Annotated in this window: 21 protein-coding genes and 1 riboswitch; of the genes, 11 read left to right on the top strand and 10 right to left on the bottom strand. The window is 44.8% G+C overall.

The genetic code is table 11. From position 1 onward, the window contains the following. Positions 1-8: 8 nt before the first annotated feature. The 4 genes from BB427_RS02585 to dapA are packed head-to-tail and all read right to left on the bottom strand — an operon-like array spanning position 9 to position 3,964. Complete coding sequence (locus BB427_RS02585; protein WP_069018841.1) at positions 9-1,121, bottom strand: succinylglutamate desuccinylase/aspartoacylase family protein; 1,113 nt, start codon at positions 1,119-1,121, stop codon at positions 9-11. Between the two features lie 2 nt (positions 1,122-1,123). Continuing rightward, positions 1,124-2,329, bottom strand: coding sequence for a PLP-dependent decarboxylase (locus BB427_RS02580; protein WP_069018840.1), 1,206 nt, complete (start codon positions 2,327-2,329; stop codon positions 1,124-1,126). Further along, positions 2,329-3,069, bottom strand: a complete 741-nt coding sequence (locus tag BB427_RS02575; protein ID WP_017219174.1) for a 2,3,4,5-tetrahydropyridine-2,6-dicarboxylate N-succinyltransferase — start codon at positions 3,067-3,069, stop codon at positions 2,329-2,331. Before BB427_RS02575 ends, BB427_RS02580 begins: the two co-directional genes overlap by 1 nt. Positions 3,070-3,079: 10 nt before the next feature. Beyond that, positions 3,080-3,964: a 4-hydroxy-tetrahydrodipicolinate synthase gene (gene dapA, locus BB427_RS02570; protein ID WP_045962251.1), complete on the bottom strand. Its 885-nt coding sequence runs from the start codon at positions 3,962-3,964 to the stop codon at positions 3,080-3,082. Positions 3,965-4,079: 115 nt separating this feature from the next. Then, a riboswitch (Lysine riboswitch) is annotated at positions 4,080-4,258 on the bottom strand. A gap of 142 nt (positions 4,259-4,400) precedes the next feature. Here dapA and BB427_RS02565 point away from each other — a divergent pair. Further along, positions 4,401-6,125, top strand: a complete 1,725-nt coding sequence (locus BB427_RS02565; RefSeq protein WP_069018839.1) for a response regulator — start codon at positions 4,401-4,403, stop codon at positions 6,123-6,125. On the opposite strand, the gene BB427_RS02560 is transcribed toward BB427_RS02565, so the two are convergent. Further along, positions 6,111-6,728, bottom strand: coding sequence for a hypothetical protein (locus BB427_RS02560; RefSeq protein ID WP_039494639.1), 618 nt, complete (start codon positions 6,726-6,728; stop codon positions 6,111-6,113). The two genes, BB427_RS02565 and BB427_RS02560, sit on opposite strands and share 15 nt — an antisense overlap. 159 nt (positions 6,729-6,887) lie before the next feature. Then, positions 6,888-7,763 (bottom strand): TraB/GumN family protein, encoded by an 876-nt coding sequence (locus BB427_RS02555; protein ID WP_069018838.1) that lies wholly within the window; start codon positions 7,761-7,763, stop codon positions 6,888-6,890. 528 nt (positions 7,764-8,291) lie between these two features. Here BB427_RS02555 and ilvG point away from each other — a divergent pair. The 9 genes from ilvG (at position 8,292) to can (ending at position 18,188) form a co-directional block, all read left to right on the top strand. Next, entirely contained in the window at positions 8,292-9,953 is a 1,662-nt protein-coding gene (gene ilvG / locus BB427_RS02550) for an acetolactate synthase 2 catalytic subunit (protein WP_069018837.1), read from the top strand. Continuing rightward, positions 9,950-10,192 (top strand): acetolactate synthase 2 small subunit, encoded by a 243-nt coding sequence (ilvM, locus tag BB427_RS02545; RefSeq protein ID WP_069018836.1) that lies wholly within the window; start codon positions 9,950-9,952, stop codon positions 10,190-10,192. The genes ilvG and ilvM overlap by 4 nt, the downstream gene beginning before the upstream one ends. A gap of 20 nt (positions 10,193-10,212) precedes the next feature. Then, entirely contained in the window at positions 10,213-11,136 is a 924-nt protein-coding gene (locus BB427_RS02540) for a branched-chain amino acid transaminase (protein WP_010607766.1), read from the top strand. Between the two features lie 92 nt (positions 11,137-11,228). Further along, positions 11,229-13,085 carry a dihydroxy-acid dehydratase gene (gene ilvD / locus BB427_RS02535; RefSeq protein WP_069018835.1) on the top strand — a complete coding sequence of 619 codons (1,857 nt, stop codon included), beginning with the start codon at positions 11,229-11,231 and terminating at the stop codon, positions 13,083-13,085. A gap of 2 nt (positions 13,086-13,087) precedes the next feature. After that, entirely contained in the window at positions 13,088-14,629 is a 1,542-nt protein-coding gene (ilvA, locus tag BB427_RS02530; RefSeq protein WP_069018834.1) for a threonine ammonia-lyase, biosynthetic, read from the top strand. Positions 14,630-14,686: 57 nt separating this feature from the next. Next, on the top strand, positions 14,687-15,121 hold the full coding sequence (locus tag BB427_RS02525) for a hypothetical protein (RefSeq protein ID WP_069018833.1): 435 nt from the start codon (positions 14,687-14,689) through the stop codon (positions 15,119-15,121). A gap of 122 nt (positions 15,122-15,243) precedes the next feature. Then, positions 15,244-16,296 carry an ABC transporter substrate-binding protein gene (locus BB427_RS02520; protein ID WP_069018832.1) on the top strand — a complete coding sequence of 351 codons (1,053 nt, stop codon included), beginning with the start codon at positions 15,244-15,246 and terminating at the stop codon, positions 16,294-16,296. A 27-nt stretch (positions 16,297-16,323) separates the two neighbouring features. Next, complete coding sequence (locus tag BB427_RS02515; protein ID WP_045990426.1) at positions 16,324-17,520, top strand: methyltransferase; 1,197 nt, start codon at positions 16,324-16,326, stop codon at positions 17,518-17,520. After that, the gene (gene can / locus BB427_RS02510; RefSeq protein WP_045990427.1) at positions 17,520-18,188 is read left to right on the top strand and encodes a carbonate dehydratase; all 669 of its coding nucleotides are present in this window, start codon (positions 17,520-17,522) and stop codon (positions 18,186-18,188) included. The genes BB427_RS02515 and can overlap by 1 nt, the downstream gene beginning before the upstream one ends. Before the next feature lie 66 nt (positions 18,189-18,254). On the opposite strand, the gene ubiK is transcribed toward can, so the two are convergent. Further along, positions 18,255-18,524, bottom strand: a complete 270-nt coding sequence (gene ubiK, locus BB427_RS02505; RefSeq protein WP_010376312.1) for a ubiquinone biosynthesis accessory factor UbiK — start codon at positions 18,522-18,524, stop codon at positions 18,255-18,257. 194 nt (positions 18,525-18,718) lie between these two features. Between ubiK and rep the strand changes: the two genes are divergently transcribed. After that, the gene (gene rep / locus BB427_RS02500) at positions 18,719-20,734 is read left to right on the top strand and encodes a DNA helicase Rep (RefSeq protein ID WP_039494625.1); all 2,016 of its coding nucleotides are present in this window, start codon (positions 18,719-18,721) and stop codon (positions 20,732-20,734) included. On the opposite strand, the gene BB427_RS02495 is transcribed toward rep, so the two are convergent. The 3 genes from BB427_RS02495 to elbB form a co-directional block, all read right to left on the bottom strand. After that, positions 20,720-23,290 carry a sensor domain-containing diguanylate cyclase gene (locus tag BB427_RS02495; protein ID WP_069018831.1) on the bottom strand — a complete coding sequence of 857 codons (2,571 nt, stop codon included), beginning with the start codon at positions 23,288-23,290 and terminating at the stop codon, positions 20,720-20,722. The genes rep and BB427_RS02495 overlap by 15 nt on opposite strands. A gap of 221 nt (positions 23,291-23,511) precedes the next feature. Continuing rightward, positions 23,512-23,904: a c-type cytochrome gene (locus BB427_RS02490; RefSeq protein ID WP_010376308.1), complete on the bottom strand. Its 393-nt coding sequence runs from the start codon at positions 23,902-23,904 to the stop codon at positions 23,512-23,514. Between the two features lie 244 nt (positions 23,905-24,148). Then, positions 24,149-24,799, bottom strand: coding sequence for an isoprenoid biosynthesis glyoxalase ElbB (gene elbB / locus BB427_RS02485; RefSeq protein WP_069018830.1), 651 nt, complete (start codon positions 24,797-24,799; stop codon positions 24,149-24,151). Positions 24,800-24,860: the final 61 nt, after the last annotated feature.

Here is a 24,860-nt window from a genome sequence, read left to right as displayed (position 1 = left end):
TACTCGAGTTAAAGCGTTTCAACTTGAGTAAAGAAATTATAAAGCTCAGTGCCTTGATTCACACTAGCAGAGGCAAAATGCAAAATGGCGATGGCATCTTCGTCCAACTTGATCTCATTTAAGGGCGTTTCTGATAAATAGCGATCCATTCTGAGAATTTTGGCAATGGTCTGACCTGCCTTGATATGCTCTCCAAGCTTTGCCGTATATTCCACCATGCCACCCATTGGTGCATAAAAGGTGCGATAATTCTCTAGTCGACAGACGTAACGGGTGATATTTTTTGGCATAAAGTGCGCATCTTGAAAGGCCTGTTTATGGTTCAGGTAGCTCAAAATGCTATTAGCGTCATCCAGTGCTTCCGCTAAATCAATTTTTTCTTGAGAGCCAAGCTCAACCGTAAACGCTTCGGTTAATACTGGGATCTCTCGGCCTATAGCCCGATAGGCTTGCTGCAAGTTCCACCATGGACAAAAACTTGCTTCATCCATTGCACCATCAAAGTCACTTGGAATAAGTAACACATGCGGAATATCAAAATATCGAGCGCTGCCTTTTGCATACTCAGGACAATACAGGTGTTTTGCTGAAATTGGCCCCGTGTGAAGGTCTAAAACAATGTCAGCTTCATGAGCTAGACGTTGTAAATTCAAGGCGATGCGCTTACCCGTTGTCAACCTATCTAAGGGCCCATCAAGTAGCGCTTGGGTGTGCTCAACTAATCGTTGGCGAAATTGCTGAGTGATTTCTGTAATTGAAAGCGTCGGATTTTGCTCCACAAACTCGGTAACCAGCCCGGAATGGTTGATGTACATCCGATTCCAATTCGTGCCCGTAATTGGATCGAAACGACCTAAGGTAAACTCACCAGATTTCTGATTACAACCAATCGGGTTTGCGTAAGGCACTAAGGTGATGTCCGCTTTTAATGACAATTGCTTCAACTGTTCCAGCAGTTGATAAATCACTGCATTACCTTGCACTTCAGCGCCATGCATATTTGCTTGGATATACACCTTAGGCCCACTGCCATCACCTTTGATGCGATAGACCGGAATAGTTAAAGGCAAGCCGTTGGCAATTTCACCAACCTGAATATGTTGTTGTGTAATGGTATTCATGTTTACCTCAAATAACTTGAAGCGGGCTCTGCTTCACGGACACAGCTGATTTCTCCAGCTGAGATGATGTACTCAGCTGGGAGCTCATGACATAAAAAGAACGGCATACTTTCGGTGTAGCCGTAAGCGCCACACTGACTGAAAACAAGCCAATCGCCATCGGCACTGTCGCTTGGTAAGGCTAGGGTGCCTAATTTATCCAATGCTGTGCAAAGTGGGCCATGAATATGAAAGTCTGTGGCCTCCGCTTGAGACTGGCGTAACAATTCAGCGGGGAAAGCTTGTCCGGTAACCGCTGGACGCAGCAGGTGATTGACACCGCCTGCGACAATTAGTTGTAGTTCACCGTAGTTTTGCTTTTGTTCCACCACAGGGTTGAGATAAAAACCACATTCGCCAACCGCATAGCGGCCTAACTCCATCCATAATTCTTGCACTTGCGTGGCGGATTTTATCAATGCGAGCGCGCCTAATAATTTCTGCCAATCGAGAGAAGGGCTTTGCCTATCATAGGGAATACCAAGGCCGCCACCTAAGTCGAGTACCTTTAGAGTAATACCTAAATCAGCAGCGAGCTGAACTAAAGGTGCAACCATAGCCTGCCAAAGTTCTGCTAGCGTATCGCTACAGAGAATGTTCCCCCATTGGAAAATATGCAGTCCGACAAAGTCTAGATGGGTGTAGTCACTTAAAGTTAGGGCTTGCCACTGCTCTGCGCCAAGACCAAAAGGAGTCAGCATATTGCCACCAAGTGGATTGTGCTCTGCTTTATCAAAGCGTAATTGCACCCGCAGTAAAACTTCAAATTGAAGCTCAAACTCTTCGGCCACTTGATTTAACCAGCGTACTTGATTGTGGCTTTCTGCCACGAAAATACGTACGCCTTGTGTTGCAAAATGACGGATCTGCTTTAGCGATTTGGCAGGACCGGTGTTGAGCACGCGTTCAGCTGCGATCCCTTGAGATAACACCTGATCAAGCTCGCCGCTAGATGCCACATCAAAGTTAAACCCTGCGTTATCTAAGGTTTGAATGATATGTGATAACGGATTCGCTTTTACGGCATACCAAAGCTTAACGATTTGCTGATCAACTAAGGGCTTAACATGCGCACTTAGCTTATCTAAATCGTAGCAAAAGAAAGGCGTATCTTGTTGCTGGATCAATGCCTCAGCTGCAGTTCGCTGTGACGTGCTCAACCAAGTCATTAGCGTAGAACCTCTTCCAGCGCCAGTGATGCATCACTTTGTTCATCACGGTATTTTACGATAAGTGCGCATGACATACTTAATCCTTGCGCGCGTGCCCACTCACTTGAAGCTGGACGAGAGCCTGGGATCACTATCGCGTTTTCAGGGATGGCTTCACCTTTGTCAAGCAAGCGCTCGTTCACGCAATCATAGACTGGAATACTTGCTGAAAGGCGCACGCCCGGTGCTAATACGGCACCGCGTTTAACAACAACCCCTTCAACCAATACACAGCCTGCACCAATAAAGGCATCGTCTTCAACAACAACAGGACTTGCTCCAACTGGTTCTAATACACCACCCACTTGCACTGCTGCACTAAGGTGCACATTTTTACCAATTTGCGCGCAAGAACCAACCAACGCATGACTATCTACCATAGTACCTGAATCAATATAGGCACCAATGTTGACATAAGCCGGTGGCATAATAATTGTGCCGGCTGCGACGTAAGCGCCACGTCTTACACTGCTTCCGCCAGGGACCATACGAACGCCATCTTGTGCAGCAAATCCGCGTGGTGCTAAGTTATCTTTATCAACAAATCCACCTGGGAATTCCGTATTTACGCCATTTCTAAATGCTTCAAGGATCCCTTGTTTTACTTCTACGTTAGCATGCCAATGGCCTTGCTCATCCTGTGTTGCAGCACGTACTGTGCCATTTTCTAAATCGTTTAGTAGGGTTAACCAGCTCATGTTTACTGCCTTAGTTCCAAGATAAAATCGTTTTGTTCGCGCGAGTGATCGCATCGGTATGGGTGAGTTCCAAATGTGTCAGCGGCGGGCGCAAGTTTGGACTTGTGAGCTTCCCTTGCAAGTGCATTAACACTTTGACTGGTATGGGATTTGCCACTGCAAATAAGCTATTTGCAGCTTCTGACCAGGTGGTAAATAAATTAGGAGAGGTGCCGCTTAACGAGCGCCTTACAAATTCTGCGGTTTGCTGCGGCCATGCGTTTGCTGCAACAGACACCAGGCCCGTTGCACCTGCTTGTGCAAAGTAGGGCATTAAGCCATCGTCGCCGCTATAGATTGCGACATCAGGCGCTGCCTGACGAAATGCTTCAAAGGTGGCAATATCACCACTGGCTTCTTTTAGTGCCCACAGATTAGGGTGGCAAGCTAGTTCGCCGAGTAGTTCAGGGGCGATGGCAACGGCACTGCGACCGGGTACATTGTAGAGCATGCAAGGGTTGTGGCTCTCATCGAGTAGTGTGCTAAACCAATGCGCCAGACCAACTTTGCCGGGCTTTGCGTAGATTGGTGAGCCAAGTAAGAGTGCATGAATGGGCTGCGTATTACAAAAGCGCACCCATTGTGTTTGCTGCTCAAGATTACTACCGCCAACGGCAACCATTAGTGGTACGCTTGGGGCGAGCTGGCAAACAAACTCAACGATTTGTTGCTGTTCTTGTTGGGTAAGCGCAAGGCCTTCGCCGGTACTGCCTAGTAAAAGAATACCGTTACGAGCCTGCTCTTGATCGCGTACAAGCGTCGTTAATGCGCTAAAATCAACCTGATTTTCAGCATCAAAAGGCGTTACTAAAGCCGTCCACAACGGATAGTCAGATAAGTTGAATTGTGATTTCATCTCTACCGAACTTAAATCATGTTCGGAGTTAGGAGGGTGTCCAAACTTCGAACCGTTAAAATTCGAAGAGCAATGGACTTAAAAAGGATAAGGCAGCCAATGGCCTTATTTTTCTAAGACCAGAAGCTCTCCACCAAGTATGTTGGTGACAGTCGCTGGGATTCAGCCCAGTCGCCCGAAATGAGTATTAGCAAACAATAACTCAATTTCTCGGCGTATATTCCCCTCACTAAGCTGCAACGGAGTTTGCTCTCCTTCACTTAGTTACCTGAATAACGCACCTCTTCCAGCCCTTAATTTGACGCCGTGGCATCAAACTATCTAAATAGGGTGAACACGCATTGAAACATTTTGGCCGTCTAGGTGTCAAGTATCGGACTGTAAATAATACGATTGTTAACTACACTTAACATTGCAGCTGAGACAATGCTATGAGATGAAAAACAAAAATATGTCGTTAATAAATAAAGTTAAAAATCGTTATATCGGGGCATTACTTGCTATGGCTATATTGCTGTCGATGGCGATGGGGATTATGCAGTATTTACTGTATCAGCAGAGCCAAGACGCGCACGTAATTAATATTGCGGGTATGCAGCGGATGTTGTCCCAGCGCATCGCGCTTTTCAGTGCACAAGAGGATAAAAGAGACAGTGAGGAGCTTCGTCAAGCCATTGATAAATTTGAAAGTAATCATGAGTTTTTAACTAAAACAGAGGGGGGGGAGGCTATTTATCTGAATGAGGCGCTTGCTGCGCTTTACTACCAAGAGCCGGTGCAATTGGATTTGCAAAGTAATACTTTTGTCACTTTATCAAGGTCTCAGTTACAGCAATCCACTCCTCAATTAATGGAACAAATCTTTACTGCATCTCAGCATTTACTCCCCAACCTGAATGAGGCCGTTTCACTATTTGAGCAGCATGCGCGAAGTAAAACTGAGATGGTGAGGAAAATAGAATTGTTAATCTGGCTGCTTGGGCTATTGCTACTGTTTATAGAAGCGAAATTTGTATTTCGCCCAATGGCGCGAGAAATTGCTGAAGCACTTGATAAATTAGAGGCGGCAAGAAAGCTTGCTGACGATGCACTACACTCAAAATCACGATTTTTAGCACGTGTTAGTCACGAGCTAAGAACGCCGTTGCAGGCCATTCAGGGGTATTTAGATGAATATCTGAGAAACAAAGAAATCCAACACTTACAACATGTGAAAAGCGCAGCAAATCAACTGGATGTATTACTTTATTCGGTTCAAGACTTTAATAACCTTTCCGAGCAAGAAGTAGTAGTTGAGCGTCATCAAGTCGCATTGCGAGAAGTAATAAAATCAACCTGTATTGCCTTTCAACTAACCGCACACAAAAAATCTCTCGCTTTTAATTTGGCGTTGAGTAATGAGTTAGATGTGACTTGTTATTGTGATGGTAAGCGTGTTGGTTGGTTGATCAGTGAATTGGTCAATAACGCAATTAAATTTACTGAGCGTGGCAGCATTCAAGTATTTTCGGATTTGGTTGTAGATGAAGATACGCCATATTTAGAATTTGTTGTTGAAGATACTGGGCCTGGGTTCGACTATCAGCAGTTACGAGAAGCTGTGCATAGCGAGCATTTTCAAGGCACGCAGTTAGGGCTGAAGCGTTGCCAATTACTCACCTCTGCGCTTGGGGGACGATTAGATTTTATTGCGAGGGAGCCAACAGGTACAAGAGCAACCCTGAGAGTCCCCATTGAAATTGACAACAAACAGACACTGGCTCGTAAAATAGAGCCGGTGTCAGCTCGCATTTTACTGGTGGAAGATAATTTACTAAATGCGCGCGTGATTGAAAAAATGCTTCAGCCCATAGCCAAATTGGTAACGCATGTCGAACATGGTGAAGGTGCCCTTGAAGTATATGAGGTGGGTAAGTTTGATATCGTGCTAATGGATTTAAATATGCCTGTGATGGATGGCTTTGAAGCCACTGAGCGTTTGAGGGCGCTCGATCCGACCGTGCCTATTTTGGTCGTGACCGCAAATACTAATGCGGAGGATCTGGATAAGGTCTACGCACTTGGCGCAACGGCTCATTTGTATAAGCCGTTGCAACCGGATGTGCTGCATAGCAAAGTGGCGCTATTACTGAATGAGTGTCGAGACTTAGTCTCGTCTTAAACGAATATTTCCAACCCCGACTTCTGCATCGATGGAATACTGGCCTTGACCACGATAGTCTGTTGTCGAGCCAACCATACTCTTTTCGGAAGTTTCTACGTTGCCAAAACCTGATATTGCCGTTTTACCAACACCTGAATCTAAAGACACCTTTTTGAAATCGGTGGCGGTAGTCTCAATTTTAATTTTGCCTACGCCTACCTCTAAATCAGCAGAGTTATTAAGATCTTGAATATCAATTTTGCCAACACCAACCTCAACATCTAAGGCCAAATTAACAGGCACCTTAACTTGCCAAGATAGTTCATAATCATCCGAATTGATCTCGAGTGATAATTTATCTCCTGATGTGTTGCTGTTTAGGGTCGCTTCACTCACATCTGGTTTACCAAACCAACTGTCTGACTCTTTAGGTTCAACCAAAATTTCGACCTCTATGGTGCTGCCGTTGTAAGTTTGTAGATCGATTTTACCTACGGCAATATCCACTTCTAACTCGGCTAGGCTATTGCTTGGGAATGATGCTGTAATGGTTTTTGAATCTTTTGCCTGTGCAGTCATTGCCGCTGCACTTAATGCTAAAACTAACGCTAACTTTTTCATTATTTTTTACCTTCAACGAGAGTGTTTGAAAGGTAAGTCGCAAATAAAAATGAAAAGGTTTAAAAAAGATTTTTATTTTTTAGGGCGTGTTGATGGAAGTACCTGTTTAACACGCCCACAAAGTAAACTACTTACCTCTTAGCATGGTAGCGCTGAGCGTTATAGTCGGGTGACTGAATAACCATTGTTTTTAAGTTGCTCAACAAGGCCATATTTTTCAACAAGATGTAATGCACCAACGGCAATAAACGTTGATTCATTAGGGAGCTGTTTTTTAAGCACTTGCACCCAGTTATTATTGCGTTCGATGATCATCAGTTGCTCGGCTAATTTGCCATATTTATCATCCGAAAAACTTACCTGATAGTAATGTGATAACTTTTCTAAATCGCCGCTTCGCCATGCGGAAACTAAATCCAAGAAGTAGGTATTCAAATCAGACATCTGTGCAAATGTTTCCTTGAGCATGGCGTCACTATGAATACTCAGCTGACTGAACATTTCAAGCTGATATTCTAAGGTTTCAAATTCACCAACTGGGATCTTCTTTTCGTTTGCATAGGCTATTACTTGTTTATCGATGCCATTAGTATCGGTAAATCCGAGCTTTTGATATTCCAGTTGTAGCATAGTTACCATCACGGCCCATGGTGCGTAGCGTTCAAATAAGGCGATATCTATTTGCTTTTTGGAAAAGTAATCTTGTAGCTTCTGATAGACTTCTGCAGAGAGCTGATCTTTTAGTGTTTGGTTGTTTTTTAACAACATAAATGGCATGGAGCGCTGTTGGATCGCAAACGGAGAAAGCGCCTCTAAGTTCACTTCAACCATGACTTTATCACTGCTCGCAATGGCGCTTTTTACCTTGGCTGGTAAACCTTGCATTTGTTTGTCACCGACGTGGACGGTACCAAATAAGTACGACGTTTTGTTGCCCTTTTCTATTTTCCACAGGCCAACTTCTGCGTTGGCGAGATTACTGAAAAGGCTTAAGCAAAGATAAATAAATAACAATGGTGAACATACTTTAACCATAGTAATGATCCCTGTTGGTTTTAAAGGGTCAGTCTGCGATATCGAAATGTGAATGTCACTAAAAAATGAAGTGCGCTTAGGCGGTAGAAAAAATTTCATATAGGCAAATCGAGAAAGTAAATTTTTCGTTATATCGAAATTGAACCAATAGAAAATTCGCATTTTAAAATGTGTGGTTGTTTTAATTCTTTAGTTTGTGATTTTTTGGTTTTTTTATGCAATAAACTCAGGTTTTTAATTTTAAATAGCATAGTTTTTTGTGTTGACTTCAGTGTGCAAGGCGCGGTATTAATAGAAAAAGAGGCAGCACAGTACTTACACTGAATGATTGCCAAGTTTAAATTTACGGAATTCAAGCAATGTTACTAACAGCAACTTTACTAGTCGTGATTATCAACGTGGTGATTATTATTACCGCGGGGGCTAGTTAGTGCTGTAAGAAAAGTATCAGCATAAACGCCCCCCGCACCAAAAGGTTCGGGGGGCGTTTTCGTTTTAGGGCATAAAAAAGGCAACTGAGAGCAGATCATGAGCAATCCAACAACCGGCGCACAACTTGTTATCAAGGTGCTAGAAGAGCAAGGCGTTAAACACGTATTTGGTTACCCAGGTGGTGCCATCATGCCCATTTATGACGCTTTGTATGGCGCGCCAGTTAAGCATTATTTGACTCGTCATGAGCAAGGTGCTGGTTTTGCTGCTGTTGGGTATGCTCGCAGTACAGGTAAGCTTGGGGTTTGTTTCGCCACTTCTGGACCCGGCGCGACGAATCTTATCACCGCACTTGCTGATGCCATGATGGATTCAGTTCCGCTACTGGCTATCACTGGACAAGTACCGACCGCTGCCATCGGTTCGGATGCCTTTCAAGAGGTGGATGTACTGGGCATGTCTTTGTCATGTACTAAGCACAGCTACATGGTTGAGCGAGCGGAAGACTTGGCTGAGATATTACAAGAAGCCATGTACTTAGCGCAGTCTGGGCGACCTGGTCCGGTGTTGGTCGATATTCCCAAAGATATCCAGTTAGCTAAAGTACCTTTTCATCCTTTTGCTGCGCCACAAGACGAACAGCCGAGGGTTTCGCAAACTGAAGTAGCAAAAGCCAATCAATTATTATGTGACGCTAAACGACCTGTTGCTTACATTGGCGGCGGCGTGCAAAGCGCCGATGCGCAGTCACAGCTGATGCAATTTTTAGAAAAGACCCATATGCCGGCCGTATCGACGCTAAAAGCTTTGGGCAGCGTAACCCCAGATTATGATTATGACTTAGGAATGCTCGGTATGCATGGTACTCAAGCGGCGAATCTGGCGGTTCAGCAATGCGACTTGCTGGTATGTATTGGGGCGCGATTTGATGACCGTGTTACAGGGAATTTGGCAAAGTTTGCTGCAGGGGCGAAGGTGATCCATTTAGATATCGACCCTGCAGAAGTGGGTAAACGAAAACCCGCGGCCGCTTCGCTTATTGCAGACTTAAAACAGTCATTGCCGCAACTTGAATGTGTGGTTACGAATACCGAATGGCTAGAGACCATCGAAGCACTGCAACGTCAACATGCGTGGCGTTATGACTACCCTGGCGAAAAAGTATTTGCACCGTATTTGTTAAATCAACTGAGCCAAAAGCTACCCAATACAGCGGTAGTATGCTGCGATGTAGGCCAACATCAAATGTGGGTGGCACAGCACATGAAATTCACTCATCCAAGCAATCACTTAAGTAGTGGCGGTGCAGGCACGATGGGATTTGGCTTACCAGCTGCAATTGGTGCACAGATAGCACGTCCAGATAACACAGTGATCACAGTATCTGGTGATGGCTCCATCATGATGAATATTCAAGAGTTGGCAACCATCCGCCGTAATAACCTGCCAGTTAAAATATTAATATTAGACAACCAAAGGCTGGGTATGGTGAGACAGTGGCAGCAACTCTTTTTTGACGGTCGTTACAGTGAAACCGACCTGTCAGACAATCCAGATTTTGTCTCTTTGGCTGCCGTGTTCGGTATTCCTGGACAGACAATTACTCATGCGAACCAAGTAGATGACGCCGTTGACGCCATAGTGAATGCGCAAGGGCCCTATATTTTACATGCTTGTATCGACGATAAAGAAAACGTATGGCCGCTTGTTCCACCTGGTGCTGCCAATGATGAAATGATGACGGAGAGCCTTTCATGAAACACCATTTAACCGTTGCAGTAAAACAACAGAGCATCGCAGTGGAGCGCTTTTTACGCGTAGCCAGACATCGCGGATTTCGCTTAACGAATTTGGAATTACAAGGTCAAGATGACTTATTCCACGTCAAAATGACCGTAGATAGTGAGAAACCTATCTATTTATTAACCTCACAACTGAGTAAGCTAGTAGAAGTGCAAGCGGTTGACTTGCATACACTACAGAAACAGGCAATTTAGAAGAATTAAGGTAGTTAACAATGACACAAACATCAGAAGTAATTTGGCATAACGGTGAAATGGTTCCTTATTTTCAAGCGACCACCCATGTGCTTAGTCATGCTTTACATTATGGCAGCTCAGTTTTTGAAGGGATCCGTGCTTACGATACGCCAAATGGTCCAGCTGTTTTCCGCTTAACCGATCATATTCAGCGTCTCTTTGATTCCGCGAAGATCTACCGTATGGAAATTCCTTTTACTAAAGAGGAAGTAATCGCGGCGTGTAAAGAGACAATCCGCGCAAATGACTTTACCAATGCTTACCTTCGTCCATTTGCATTTTTGGGTCATGTAGGTCTTGGTTTAAACCCGAAATCGCACCGTGCAGACATGACAGTCGCTGCGATGGAGTGGGGTGCATACCTTGGTGAAGAAGGCTTAGCGCAAGGTGTTGATGTGTGTGTTTCTTCTTGGAGTCGCCTCGCACCAAATACCATGCCTACTGCGGCTAAAGCGGGTGGTAACTATTTATCTTCACAGCTTATTTCTGGTGAGGCGAAGCGTAATGGTTATGTTGAAGGGATCGCGCTTGATGTTAATGGTTACCTGAGCGAAGGTGCTGGTGAGAACTTATTTGTTGTGAAAAAAGGCGTGCTTTATACCCCGCCAACCACAGCTTGTATTCTACCTGGTCTTACGCGCGACACTATCATCCATTTGGCAAAAAAACGCGGTTATGAAGTACGTGAAGAGCCAATCGCTCGTGAAGCGCTTTATCTTGCTGATGAGTTCTTTATGGTTGGTACCGCAGCGGAAGTAGTACCTGTTCGCAGCGTAGACAAGATTACCGTGGGTAATGGTGGTAGAGGTCCAATTACGGAAGAGTTACAGCAGGCCTATTTCGCTTTGGTTAAAGGTCAAGCTGATGACGAAAATGGCTGGTTAGAATACGTAAACGAATAATTTTATTGGAATCGGGGCCAAGCGTCCCGAACAAAAGCGCATTGTAAATTGTGGGAATGAGGAACTCGGCAAAGCCGAGAAAAAGGTGAAGCATGGCTAAATTACGGAGCAAGACAACTACTGAGGGCAGACAACGCGCGGGTGCTCGTGCATTGTGGCGAGCAACGGGAATGACGGACAGTGATTTCCATAAACCGATCGTTGCGGTCGTGAATTCATATACCCAATTTGTTCCGGGTCATGTTCACCTCAATCAACTTAGCGCATTGATGGCTGATGCGATAACAGAAGCAGGCGGCGTACCCCGCGAATTTAATACCATTGCTATTGATGATGGTATCGCCATGGGTCACGGCGGCATGCTTTACTCGCTTCCGTCTCGAGACTTAATTGCAGATTCGGTAGAGTACATGGTTAATGCTCATTGTGCTGATGCCATGGTCTGCATTTCTAACTGCGACAAAATCACCCCAGGCATGCTACTTGCTGCACTGCGGTTGAATATTCCGGTGATCTTTGTTTCCGGCGGCCCGATGGAAGCGGGAAAAACTCGCTTAGCGGATATCGATTTAAAATTGGATCTCGTCGACGCTATGGTAAAAGGCGCAGATCCAACCGTGAGTGATGAAGACTCTGAGCAAGTAGAGCGCTCAGCTTGTCCTACTTGCGGTTCGTGTTCAGGCATGTTTACTGCCAACTCCATGAATTGTTTATTAGAAGCGCTGGGCTTAGCGTTGCCTGGTAATGGTACGACACTAGCGACACACAAAGACCGCCAACAGCTGTATTTGGGCGCAGCAAAGCGCATCATGGCTTTATGTGATGAATACTATGGTAAAGACAATGAGCAAGTGCTGCCACGCAACATTGCTAACCAAGCTGCATTTATGAACGCCATGACATTAGATATCGCGATGGGCGGTTCATCTAATACCGTACTGCATTTATTGGCGGCAGCGCAAGAAGGCTTTGTCGATTTTGATATGAATGACATAGACCGCTTATCTCGTAGCACACCGTTTTTGTGTAAAGTTGCTCCGGCAACACAGCAATATCACATTGAAGATGTTCACCGTGCTGGCGGCATTATGGCCATTCTCAACGAGCTGGCGAGAGGCGATAAGTTGGACCTTTCAGTGGGGCACGTTGCTGGCGGAAATCTAGGTGAAGTTATTGCGCGTTGGAATGCTGCAGACCGTGATAATGAGCGGGCACAAACTTTCTATCGCGCGGGGCCTGCTGGGATCCGCACCACCCAAGCTATGAGCCAAGAGTATCGCTGGGATGAGCTTGATTTAGACCGTGAAGGCGGCTGTATTCGCTCCATCGAGCATGCTTTTAGGCAAGATGGCGGTCTTGCAGTATTGAAAGGTAACTTAGCGCCTGATGGTTGTATCGTGAAAAGTGCCGGGGTGGCCGATGAAATGCTGCGCTTTACGGGGCCGGCTGTAGTATTTGAATCTCAAGACGATGCCGTCGAGGGGATACTGGGTGGCCAAGTTAAGAAAGGTGATGTAGTGATCATTCGCTACGAAGGGCCTAAAGGTGGTCCGGGTATGCAAGAAATGCTGTATCCAACTAGCTATCTTAAATCGATGGGGCTAGATAAAGACTGCGCTTTACTTACCGATGGTCGTTTTTCTGGCGGTACTTCTGGACTTTCTATTGGCCATGCGTCTCCAGAGGCTGCCAGTGGTGGCAGTCTGGCGCTGGTTGAAAACGGCGATGTTGTCGCTATCGACATCTATAACCGCAGTATTGACGTTAAACTGGACGACACCGAGTTGGCGCTGCGCCATGAAAAGCAACTCGCTCGTGGCAAAGAAGCGTACAAACCATTTAACAGAGAACGTTATGTGAGTCCCGCGCTAAAAGCCTATGCACTGTTAGCAACGAGTGCAGACAAAGGCGCGGTACGTGACTTACAAAAACTAGAGGAGTTAGGCTAGCGATGGTTTCCCAAGAGCTTGATTACTTTAGAGCCATTATTCAGGCGAATGTGGCACCGCTCGTTGAGGTAACGCAAGTGAATCAACTAGAGCAAATGTCAGCCCAGCTTGGTAACCAAATTTGGCTGAAAAGAGAGGACCAACAGCCGGTCTATTCTTTCAAATTGCGTGGTGCGTATAACAAGCTACGTCAGTTGCCGAAAGGATCGCGGGTGTATACCGCTTCTGCGGGTAATCATGCTCAAGGGGTTGCATTAAGTGCAACGCATCTAGGTCAGCACGCCACGATTGTTATGCCTGTGACTACGCCAGAGATCAAGGTCAACGCGGTTCGTAAGCTCGGTGGTGAAGTGATCTTACACGGCCATCACTTTGATGCGGCAAAGCAGTACGCGCTAGATCTTTGTGAAGCGCAAAATGGTGTTTTTGTCCCGCCATTTGATGATAAAGATGTGATCATCGGCCAAGGTACGGTGGCGCGAGAGTTAATTCAGCAACTTGATGAACTAGATGTCGTATTTATTCCCGTAGGAGGAGGTGGTTTGCTTGCGGGAATGGCGGTGTATTTGAAGTCACTTCGCCCTGATATCCGTATTATTGGGGTAGAAGCTGAGGACAGTGCATGCCTTAAAGCTGCACTTGAAGCGGGAGAACCTGTGGAGCTTGAGCGAGTCGGTGGTTTTGCGGATGGCGTAGCGGTGAAGCTTATTGGCACTGAAACTTTTCGATTAGCACAAAAGTTTTGTGATGAAGTCGTGACGGTTAATGCCGATGAAATTTGTGCGGCGGTTCAAGATATTTTTGTGGAGACGAGAGCAACTGCAGAGCCTTCCGGCGCGTTATCAACCGCGGGTTTGAAGAAGTGGCTCACGCAAACGGGTGAAAAGGGGCTGAGTGTTGCGGCTATCTTGTCAGGCGCTAATTTAAACTTCGATCGGTTGAGATACATCGCCGAAAGAACGGCGCTAGGTGCTAAACATGAAGCATTGCTCGGGGTGACTATTCCAGAGGAAAAAGGCAGCTTTAAGCGTTTTTGTCACTCTCTTGGTGGCCGAGCGATCACTGAGTTTAACTATCGCTATGCCGGCTGTGGCGAAGCGCAAATTTTTGTTGGTGTTGGGCTTAGAAATGGCCAGCAAGAGCTAACTGAGTTAACCGCTTCATTGCATCAAAACGGCTACCTGTTTGATGACTTATCAGATAACGAACTGGCAAAGTTACATGTGCGATATATGGTAGGCGGCAAACCGCCGAGCGTCATGAATGAACGTTTATTGCGGTTTGAATTTCCTGAATATCCAGGCGCATTAGCACGCTTTTTAGACATGCTCGGCTGTAATTGGAATATTACTTTATTTCATTATCGCAATCACGGTGCGGCACAAGGCAATGTGTTAGCCGCTTTTGAAGTTGAGCCCAGTGATTATGAGCGCTTTGATGAACATCTTGCAAAGTTAGCGTATCAGTTTCAAGAAGAAACAGATAACCCGTGTTTTACACGCTTTTTGCATGGCGAGCAGTTAGCAAAGCAAAAGGCTGGATAACAAGTACTGAATTAGGTACGCTGGTCATGAAAGTATCTAATTTTATCAGTGGATTACATGATTAGAAAAAGAAAAAACAAGGACATCTTCATAACGTTAGTTACAAGGCTTGTATTACTTGCGGGCTTATATTTTGGTGCGAGTGCACTTTGGCCAGATCTGATCGAACACACACTTTTCTTGCCAATTGTGTTTGCAATTACAGTGATATCGGTCGTACTCCAAGGTGATATCGGTACCAACAGACGCCCAGAGCAAATGTTATTAAAAGAGGGCGAGAAGTTAATGCTCATCTACGGGGCAAATAAAATTATGATGCCAATAGCGCAAGTTGAGTCTGTCGCTATTGATGATAATTACCTTGGGATCATCGAGAAGAATAATGGTAATGGCTATGACATTATGTGCAAAGGTAGCCAAGAGCAGATCTATCATCACCTTAAGAACATACTAGGTACACATATAGAGAATTGCAACGTACAGCTGCTTTGAACCTTAGTCAGTTAAAGTAGTACTTAACTCACTGTCATATTCAATACTTACCCAATCTTAATGGCAGCCTGAGCACCTTAAACTATAGTTAGCTATTATCAGTTGAAAAACGCAAGGATATGATGTTTAGGTACTATGTTGCGTTATTACTTTTATTTTTGAGCACTCAGATTGCAGCCCTTGAAAAAGTCACATTACAGTTAAAGTGGACGCATCAATTTCAGTTTGCTGGTTACTATATGGCAAAGGAAAAAGGGTTTTATCATAGGGAAGGGTTAGACGTTCAGATCCTTCCTGCCGATCCCAATAATCCTAACGTTGATTTTCGCGTGCTATACGGGCAAGCACAGTTCGGTGTGTTTCACTCAGGCCTTTTAAAACAAAGGCTCAAAGGTAAACCCTTTGTGGCGCTTGCTGCGATACTACAGTCTTCTCCTTATTGTTGGATGGTAAGAGCCGACAGTGATATTTATGTTCCCCGTGATTTCCAGGGGAAACGCCTCAGTCATTTAGGACACACAGAAAACGGTGAGTTACTCATGATGTTGCAACGTGCAGGCGTCAATACACAAAATATGCGGTTGTATTCAGGCAGTGAGCCACTGAAAGACTTTATCGCGGGTAAATTTGATGCGATGCAAGTTTATAGCACCAATGAGCCCTATGCAGTACAGCAAAGCGGCCTATCAACCCGTGAAATTTGCCCTAAGCAGTTTGGTTTAAACGTTTATGCTGACGTGCTCTTTACTACGGAAAGTGTACTAGAAAACCGCCCTGAGCTTGTTAAACGCTTTCGTCGTGCGAGCCTTAAAGGTTGGCGATACGCTATGTTACATCTAGAAGAAACCTTAGCAATAACTAAGCAGCAATACGCTACCCAAAAATCCTTGGAACAGCTCGCATTTGAGGCAGAGAAGTTAAGGGAGTTCATCAAGGTGGCTAATATTCCAATTGGAACAATGTCAACGGCAAAATGGCAATGGATAGCACAGCTATATCACTTAGATGTGAGTCAGTTTCATGAACACAAAGCGCGCTTTATTTATTCAGAAGTGAAGAATGAACAACCTAAGCTATCTTGGGTGTTGATTATTGCAGCGATTTTGACATTGGTTTGTATCCCAATGTATATCCACTTAATTTTTTCTCGTAAATATCATCAACAATTACGCTAGAATAAGGGTATTGTTTCTCTGACAACCGTGGCCATTGTGGAACCGAGCAAACGCTTTCAACTTCTAGATAAATTATTATTCGATACCCGACAATATTGGCAAGTCGTTGCTTTTGAGCATCTCACTATTCCTTGGCCACAACTGCAATCTGAATTACTGCGGTTAAGCGATGATGCAGTATCAACATTAGACAGTGACACCGATGCCCTTTTTACTTTTTTTAGTCGCTATATTCCCGAACTTGAACAACTTACGGTCTTAAGTGCTTTACCGCAAAAAGTGGGCCGTAGAGATGAGTTACCATTTTGGCTGAGTAATGGCATAAAAGGACGTAAATTAGAGCAACTTCAAGACTTTGTTGCCGCAGTAAACGAAACCAAAGCATCGGTACTAGAGTGGTGCGCAGGTAAAGGTCATTTAGGCCGATTGCTTTCTTATCATGGCGCGCCTGAAGTGAACAGTATTGAGCTTCAAGCGGATCTGTGTCGACAAGGAGAGGAAAGTGCGAAGCGGCAAAATCTAAACTTGCATTTTCATTGTGCCGACGTGCTGAAAGATGACATACATCACCACTTCGTTGAAAATCGCCATGGTATTGCACTGCATGCATGTGGTGAATTACATCGTGTATTTATGCACCAAGCAGTGGCGAATGGCATGAAAAAACTATCGCTCTCTCCATGCTGCTATCACTTATTTACACCACCTGATTATCAAGCCATGAGTGTTGAAGCACAGCAGAGTCAGCTCAATTTGTCTCATCACGATATGAAGTTAGCGCTGCAAGAGACAGTTACAGCACCCGGGAGAGTGGCACAAGTACGTAAAAAAGAGGTGAGTTGGCGCTTAGGGTTTGATGCGCTGCGCAGAGAACTTACCGCAGATAAACATTACGTGAGTGTGCCTTCGGTCAATAAGGCTATTTTTTCTGAGTCGTTTAGTGAATTCTGTTATTGGGCAGCTGAGCAGAAGCAGCTCGCCCTGCCTGATGGAATTGATTTTGACCAATATGAACGTATTGGGCGTGAACGAAAACAAGTAACGGACAGAATTGAGCTAGTACGACACGTGTTTCGTCGTGCGATTGAGATCTGGTTGGTCCTGGATAGGGTTTTATATCTGCAAGCAGCTGGGTATGATGTCACCCTTAGCACTTTTTGCGAAAAGTCACTCACCCCAAGGAATATTTTGATACAGGCTGAACGTCAGTCGGAGAACCATTAATGTGTAATACGAGCCCAAGTCCACTGAGTCACTTACTCGATAATAATAAACAGTGGGCAGATCGCACCAATGCCAGTGATCCTGAGTTTTTCAAAAAACTGTCGCAACAACAGAATCCAGATTATCTATGGATTGGCTGCTCTGACTCTCGTGTGCCTGCCAACGAGATTGTTGACTTAATGCCTGGAGAGTTGTTTGTTCACCGCAATGTTGCCAATGTCGTTGTGCATACTGATCACAACTGTTTGTCGGTCATGCAGTATGCGGTTGAGGTGCTCAAAGTGGATCACATCATGGTGGTCGGTCACTACGGTTGTGGTGGAGTGCAAGCCGTACTCGATAACGCTAAGTTTGGTCTGATCGATAACTGGCTACGTCATGTCGCTGATGTGAAAGAGAAACACCAAGCGATTATTGAACAAGTGAGCAAAGAAAAGCAGTGTGCGGCGCTTTGTGAGCTAAATGTGGTTGAACAGGTGCGCAACGTGTGTCAGAGCAATATCGTTCAAGATGCTTGGCAGCGAGGTCAAACTTTGACGGTACACGGGTGGGTCTATGGTCTAGCTGATGGTCTCTTGAATGAGGTGGTGAACGCCGTAGAAGATATGGAGCAACTGTCACTTTGCTATGAAAAGTCTCTGCTTGGTGTGAACCAGCGCTATTGCTAGGGTCAACAGAGTTTAGAGATTGCGTGCGCCACAAGCGCACGCCTTACTTTTCAAAGCTTTGGTTGCTTATTCCTGCGAGTCGGATGCTTGGCTGGCAAGTTGCGCTTCTAACTGCGCCACTTTTTCTTCGAGTTCAACCAATTTTTCACGTGTGCGGATCAGCACTTTGCTTTGAATATCAAACTCTTCTCTGCTAACAAAATCCATTTCTGATAATTTGCTCTGGATCGCCTGTTTCGTTCTTGCTTCAAATGTTTCAGCAAGATTTTTTACGCCCTGTGGCATGTTACTGGAAATTTGCTTAGCAATTTCTTCAATTTTGGCTGGATTAATCATCTTCTTACCTTAGCTTGCGAGTCAGTATACAAATTCCATCTTACCTTATGCGCCGCAGACGGAAAAGGTTCGCTTCATAGTTTTACATGGATACGGTAAACTAGCGTGCTTAGTTTATAAGAATTCCTCAACCCCTCAGCACTGACAGTTGTTGCCAACATTGTGCCAAGCGAGAAGATAACCGGATTAGTTGCATGAAGCTCAACCCAAAACAAGACGAAGCGGTAAAATATATCAGTGGTCCATGCCTTGTATTGGCAGGTGCGGGCTCAGGTAAAACCCGGGTTATTACCAATAAAATTGCCTACCTAGTGCAGCAGTGTGAATACAAAGCAAAGAATATCGCAGCGGTCACCTTTACCAACAAAGCGGCGAAAGAAATGCGTGAACGGGTGGCACAAACTTTGGGCAAGCAAGAAGCTAAGGGTTTGTGGGTGTCGACATTCCATACATTAGGGCTGGAAATCATTAAAAAAGAGGTCAAGACCTTGGGTTATAAACCCGGCTTTTCCTTGTTTGATGATCAAGACACCAATCAGTTGTTAAGTGAACTCACTGAAAAAGAGCTTGAGCGTGATAAAGACTTACTCAATTTGCTAAAGATGCAGATTGGTAACTGGAAGAATGAGCTTATTTTGCCAGAACGCGCTATTAGAGAAGCGCGAGAGCCACAAAAAGCGCTATTCGCTCAGCTTTATGCGCGTTATCAAACACAGCTGCGTGCTTACAATGCGTTAGACTTTGATGATCTTATTATGATCCCAACTTTGCTCTTGAATCAGTCGGTTGATGTGAGAGAGCGCTGGCAGCAACGATTCCGCTATTTGCTGGTGGATGAGTATCAAGATACCAATACCAGCCAGTATCAGTTAGTGAAACTGCTCGTTGGTGAGCGCGCACGTTTTACTGTGGTTGGTGACGATGATCAGTCTATTTATTCATGGCGTGGCGCTAAACCGCAAAACTTGGTGCTGTTGAGCAAAGATTTTCCGGGCCTAAGACTTATCAAATTGGAGCAAAACTACCGTAGTGCAGGGCGGATCCTAAAGGCCGCGAATATCCTAATCGCTAACAATCCCCATGAATTTGATAAACAACTGTTTAGTGAACTGGGGTACGGCGACCCGATCCGTGTGATAGCGACTCGTGACGAAGAACATGAAGCGGAGCGTGTGGTTGCGGAGATCATTTCACACAAGTTTATGAAACGTACCAGCTATCGCGACTATGCATTGCTTTATCGTGGTAATCACCAAGCTCGAGTGTTTGAAAAGGCACTCATGACCAACCGTATTCCATACAAAATTAGTGGCGGTATGTCGTTCTTTGCACGCAGTGAAATCAAAGACATTATGGCTTATTTACGATTCCTAGTGAACCAAGATGATGACAACGCATTTTTACGTATCGTCAATACCCCTCGACGCGAGATTGGCCCGGTGACATTAGAAAAGCTAGGTAGCTTTGCCAACGAGCGCCATATTAGTCTATTTGCTGCGTGTTTTGAGTCAGAGCTCGCGGATCGCTTGGCGGGTCGTGGCTTAAATGCATTGATGGGATTTGCGCGCTGGGTGGTTGAGCTTTCCGACCGAGCAACCCGTGGAGATACCTTGGAAGCGGTAAAAGATATGATCCGTGAAATTAATTACGAAGCGTATCTTTACGAGTCATCTCCCAGCGCTAAAGCGGCGGAAATGCGGATGAAAAACGTATCAGAACTATACCGTTGGATAAGTGATATGCTTACGGGAGATGCTGATAACCCCGCGATGACACTGCCAGAAGTGGTAAGCAAACTCACATTAAGAGATATGCTTGAGCGCAATGAAGAAGAAGATGACTCAGATGCAGTGCAGTTATTAACGCTGCATGCGTCCAAAGGTCTTGAATATCCACACGTATTTATGGTGGGGATGGAAGAAGGCTTGCTACCCCACCAAACGAGTATTGACGAAGAAAATGTCGAAGAGGAAAGGCGTTTGGCCTACGTTGGCATCACTCGCGCTCAGCAAACCTTAACATTGACTTATACCAAGAGTCGTCGTCAATTTGGCGAGCAGATCACCCCAGAGCTGAGTCGCTTTGTACAAGAATTGCCGCAAGATGATTTACAAATTGAAGGGAAAAAGCCTGTGGCGACACAGGCAGAACGAATGGAAAAAGGTAAGTCTAACGTTGCAAATTTACGGGCAATGCTAAGACGGGACTGATTCGTTATCAAAACTCTGGATAAAGGCTACACGTTCGTTGCCCTTATCCAGCATTTGCTGTTTGCCAAAAAACAGCTGCAAGCCATGCTTTTCCAGCAAGCTTCTAAAGTTTAAAATCGCAGGACCTCGGGCGATGACCTTAATACTCTTCACCTTAGTAACGGCTAAAATACCTTGTAACTGAACCTCATAACTCGTTTGCTGTAAGACGCGTTTACTAAACGTCGAGCTTAATAAGACATAGGTAAAGTCAACTTGGCTAATTAGGGTTAGATCGCAGCGATCTTTACCAAAATTATTCAAGCCAATTGGGATCCCCATATCGGCCAAGGCTCTGAGATTTAATACCTGCTGACTAGAAGCAAAGCGAATTTCGCTTTCTTCGAAGAGCAAACAAAGTGTTTTGTCTTGCCGCTTAAGCTGCTGCTTTAGCGCGTCAAAATGTGCGCTTTCTAGTAACATTGCAGAGCAACCAAATAGCATATCTTCATCGCGGCTAAGGGCAATTTCTTGCGCTTTGTTAAGTAGGTGCAATTCAATTTCAAGCAGTTGAGATTTTTCTGCGGCAAACTTTTTCAGAATATCAAAACTGGTGCTGCCTAACACTGGATGCTCGCCAAAGGCTTCCAAAAAGCCAATTGGTTGGGCGTTATCTGACCAGTTCACGATTTCCGTACAGCGGAAGTGGGTAGGGAGCTTATCTAAGTGATGTTGTTCTTGCTGCTTTTGAGCATTTGAGCTTGCGGTTAGCAATGGATGATAAAATTCATAGCGACCACGGCCAGCGTTTTTAGCATAGTACATTGCCGCATCGGCATCTCTGATGATTTCATCGGTGTTACGGTATAGCTTATTACTGTAGGTGATCCCTATGCTGGCACCGCTTTGCATGCATACCCCCTTCAAACAGAAAGGTTGCTGCATGACTTTGATAATACGTTTGGCGACATCTTCCGCTTGCTGACGATCGGTTAGGTGATCAAGTAAGATCACGAATTCATCACCAGCAAGTCGAGCTAATAAATCGTGTTCACGAATACACTCTAAGAATGACTGCGCCACCCACACCAAAAATTGATCACCTGCCTGATGACCTAATTCATCATTAATGTCTTTAAATTTATCTAAATCAATAAAAAGAACAGCAAAGTTATCTTCGGGATAACGATGATGTTTCTTCAGCGTCTTTTCAAGCTGAGTTAAAAACAAACTACGGTTTGGAAGACCCGTGAGTGAATCATGATGAGCATCATGATAAAGCTGTTGCTCAATCTTTTTGCGCTCTTCCATCTGCATTTGCAGGTGTAAATTGGCCTGCTGTAGCTCTTTGGTTTTTTCCGCAACTCGATGTTCTAACTGTTGGTGACTGATCTTAAGCGCTTGGTTCGCTAGGTGCGTTTGTAGTACAGAGGCAATCTGATTAGATACAAAAGAGATCAGCTCAACATCATCATAATTAAATTCGTGTTTGTGCTCATAAGCCTGACATGCGATCAGGCCGATGACGCCAGTAGCGGTTTTTAATGGTGCACCAAGCCAACTCGTTGCAGCAAGCTTGTGATTATAGCCTGCGGGGCGCTCTACTGTGCCTTCGAGTGCTAAGGCTTTGGCACGGGTATTGTCTATTAACTGGCTTTGCTCAGTACGAATGACCAGCTCACTATACCCTTTTGCAAATGGGCGAGGGTTATAGCTGGTTTTTTCATCAACGCTATACGGGAAGGTAAGCCAATTCGTCTCTTTATCGTAAAGCGCTATGTAGAGGTTGTCGGCAAAAGTAATAGAACGAATAATGTCGTGAACTTGTTGGTAAACATCGTCAATATCGGAGAACTGGGTTGCTAATTCAGAAATCTTGAATAAGATTTGCTGTCTTTCTAGCGCACGCTTGCGGTTTTCTATCTCTTTATTAAGTGCTTCATTACTTTGCATTAGTGCCCGCGTGCGAATTTTCACTTCAGACTCTAGTAACTCACGCTTTTTAACGCGTTCAATCGCTGTGGCCAGATACAGTGACATTACTTCAAGCAATTCAACTTGATGATCGCTGTAGGATTGCTCGGCTTCGTAGCTTTGCGACACCATAACGCCAATAATTGCGCCGTCGCGGTAGATAGGTACGCCCACCCAATGCTCCGCTTGACTGCCCATTATCTTAAACTCGCCAGCATTGGCTCGCGATAGCATGTCATCTTTGGTGAGATAAACGGTTTCGCCAGTTTTAAATACAAAACCAGTCACGCCATCTTTAAAGTGATGTGCTTCATGAAGTGGGACTGAAATACCGTCTTTCTCATCAACAAAATACGATAGCTCAAGCGCTTGAGTAAAGCGATTTTGCAGGACAACGTAAAAGCTTTTGCTAGGTAAATATTGAGATAGGATATTGTGGATTGCGGGATACAACAGGGTAAGCTCAGCAACAGTACTAGCCTGTTCTGATAACTGAATTAATGTGTATTGAAGTTGAGACTTTCTTTTATACTTTTTGAGTAAAGACTCTAATCTGGCGGTTCGCCGAGATAGTCTCCTAACCTGTTGCTGTGGCTCTTCCAATGACGAAACCAGTTCTTATTGTTGTTTAATTATTGAGCTTAATAGTTTCACTTTTAGCCGAGGCGGTCAAGTGTAAATTTCTCATTCCTGCTCGCTTTATAAAGTGATATCAAGCCAGCGTTAATCACGGCTTTTATGGCACTATATTTAGACGAAAATGCAGCGATAAACGCTGCACTGTCCAATAAGTCTTTCTACCCTAAATAGAGAAGTTGAAATACTTATTTGCTTGTCATGAAATCGATTGCTGCTGCAATCTCATCATCCGAGCAGTTCATACAAGTACCACGAGGAGGCATTGCATTGAAGCCATTGATCGCATGGTCTAGTAATACGTCTTTACCTTTCGCTAGGCGCGGTGCCCAATCGTCAGCTGTTTTTGGTGCGCCTAGTGCGCCGGTGCCGTGACAAGCAAAACATGCTGCTTGATAAACCTGCTCACCTGAACGAGGTCCTGATGGCTCGGCTTCTGCAGCACTTTCAGCACCAGCTAAATATACTGAGCCGATAGGCTGAAGACGTTTCTTAATCGCTTCTTCAGTTAAAGAATTGTCGTATGGTTGCGCAACTGCGGCTGTTGATAGCAATAAAAGTGCTGCTGAAAGTTTCTTCATTTACCTTGCTCACTTCGTTTGAACGTGTTCAATCACGATAATGGATGACGGAATTATTGGGATTATAACGTCACCTGTTCATTTATAAAACGTAAACTTGAGTATAAATGGTTAAAACCATTAATTTATTGCGTTAGGGCAAGCTTTTCTGCCTAAATTTGCAATCGCTCAAGGCCGAAAAGCGAGTTGTTCGGCCTTGGCGTTTTCCTTTACTAATACGAATGGGTGGGGGAGGTGATCGCCTCTATGCCATTTCGATTAGTCTAGTCACTGCCTTTTCGATGCCTGTCGCGGCTTCAAGGATGGATGACGCCAGCATATATGCCGGTGTACTAATCACTTTTTCATTGTCATCAACGACGATCTCGGTCACTTCACAATCCACGTGCTTTGCACCAAGCGTATTAACTGCCGCTGCGGTATCAACATCATTACCTATGGTTGCGAGTGTACCCGGTGTATGGATATGGGCGATGAGTGCTGGCGCAATGCACAAATAAGCGATAGGCTTTTGCTGGTGATTGAACTCACGACATACGCGCTTTACGCTTTCAAGAATCGTAGAATCTGCGCCTTTAAAAGCAAAATCAGAAAGATTCTTTGCTACACCAAAACCTCCTGGTAATACCAAAGCATCGAATTCGTCAGCACTTAATGTTTCCAGATCTGCAATTTCTCCGCGTGCAATGCGGGCGGCTTCAACAAGAACATTACGATGTTCATCTTGTTCTTCACCGGTGATGTGATTGATCACATGGAATTGATCAATATTAGGTGCAAAGCACTGATAACTTGCCCCTGCTTTTTCAAGATTGAGTAGTGTTAATACTGACTCGTGGATCTCGGCACCGTCGAATACTCCACAGCCACTTAAAATTACCGCTACTTTTTTCATTCATTTCTCCCTTCAATGTCACATCATGCGCGCTATATGCATAAAAAGAATTATGCACGAA

Origin of the sequence: Pseudoalteromonas sp. BMB (assembly GCF_001709235.1) — a bacterium.
In the GTDB taxonomy this organism is placed as follows: Bacteria; Pseudomonadota; Gammaproteobacteria; order Enterobacterales; family Alteromonadaceae; genus Pseudoalteromonas; species Pseudoalteromonas maricaloris.
Note: the sequence above shows the minus strand (reverse complement) of the source record. Positions and strands in the feature narration are given on the sequence as shown.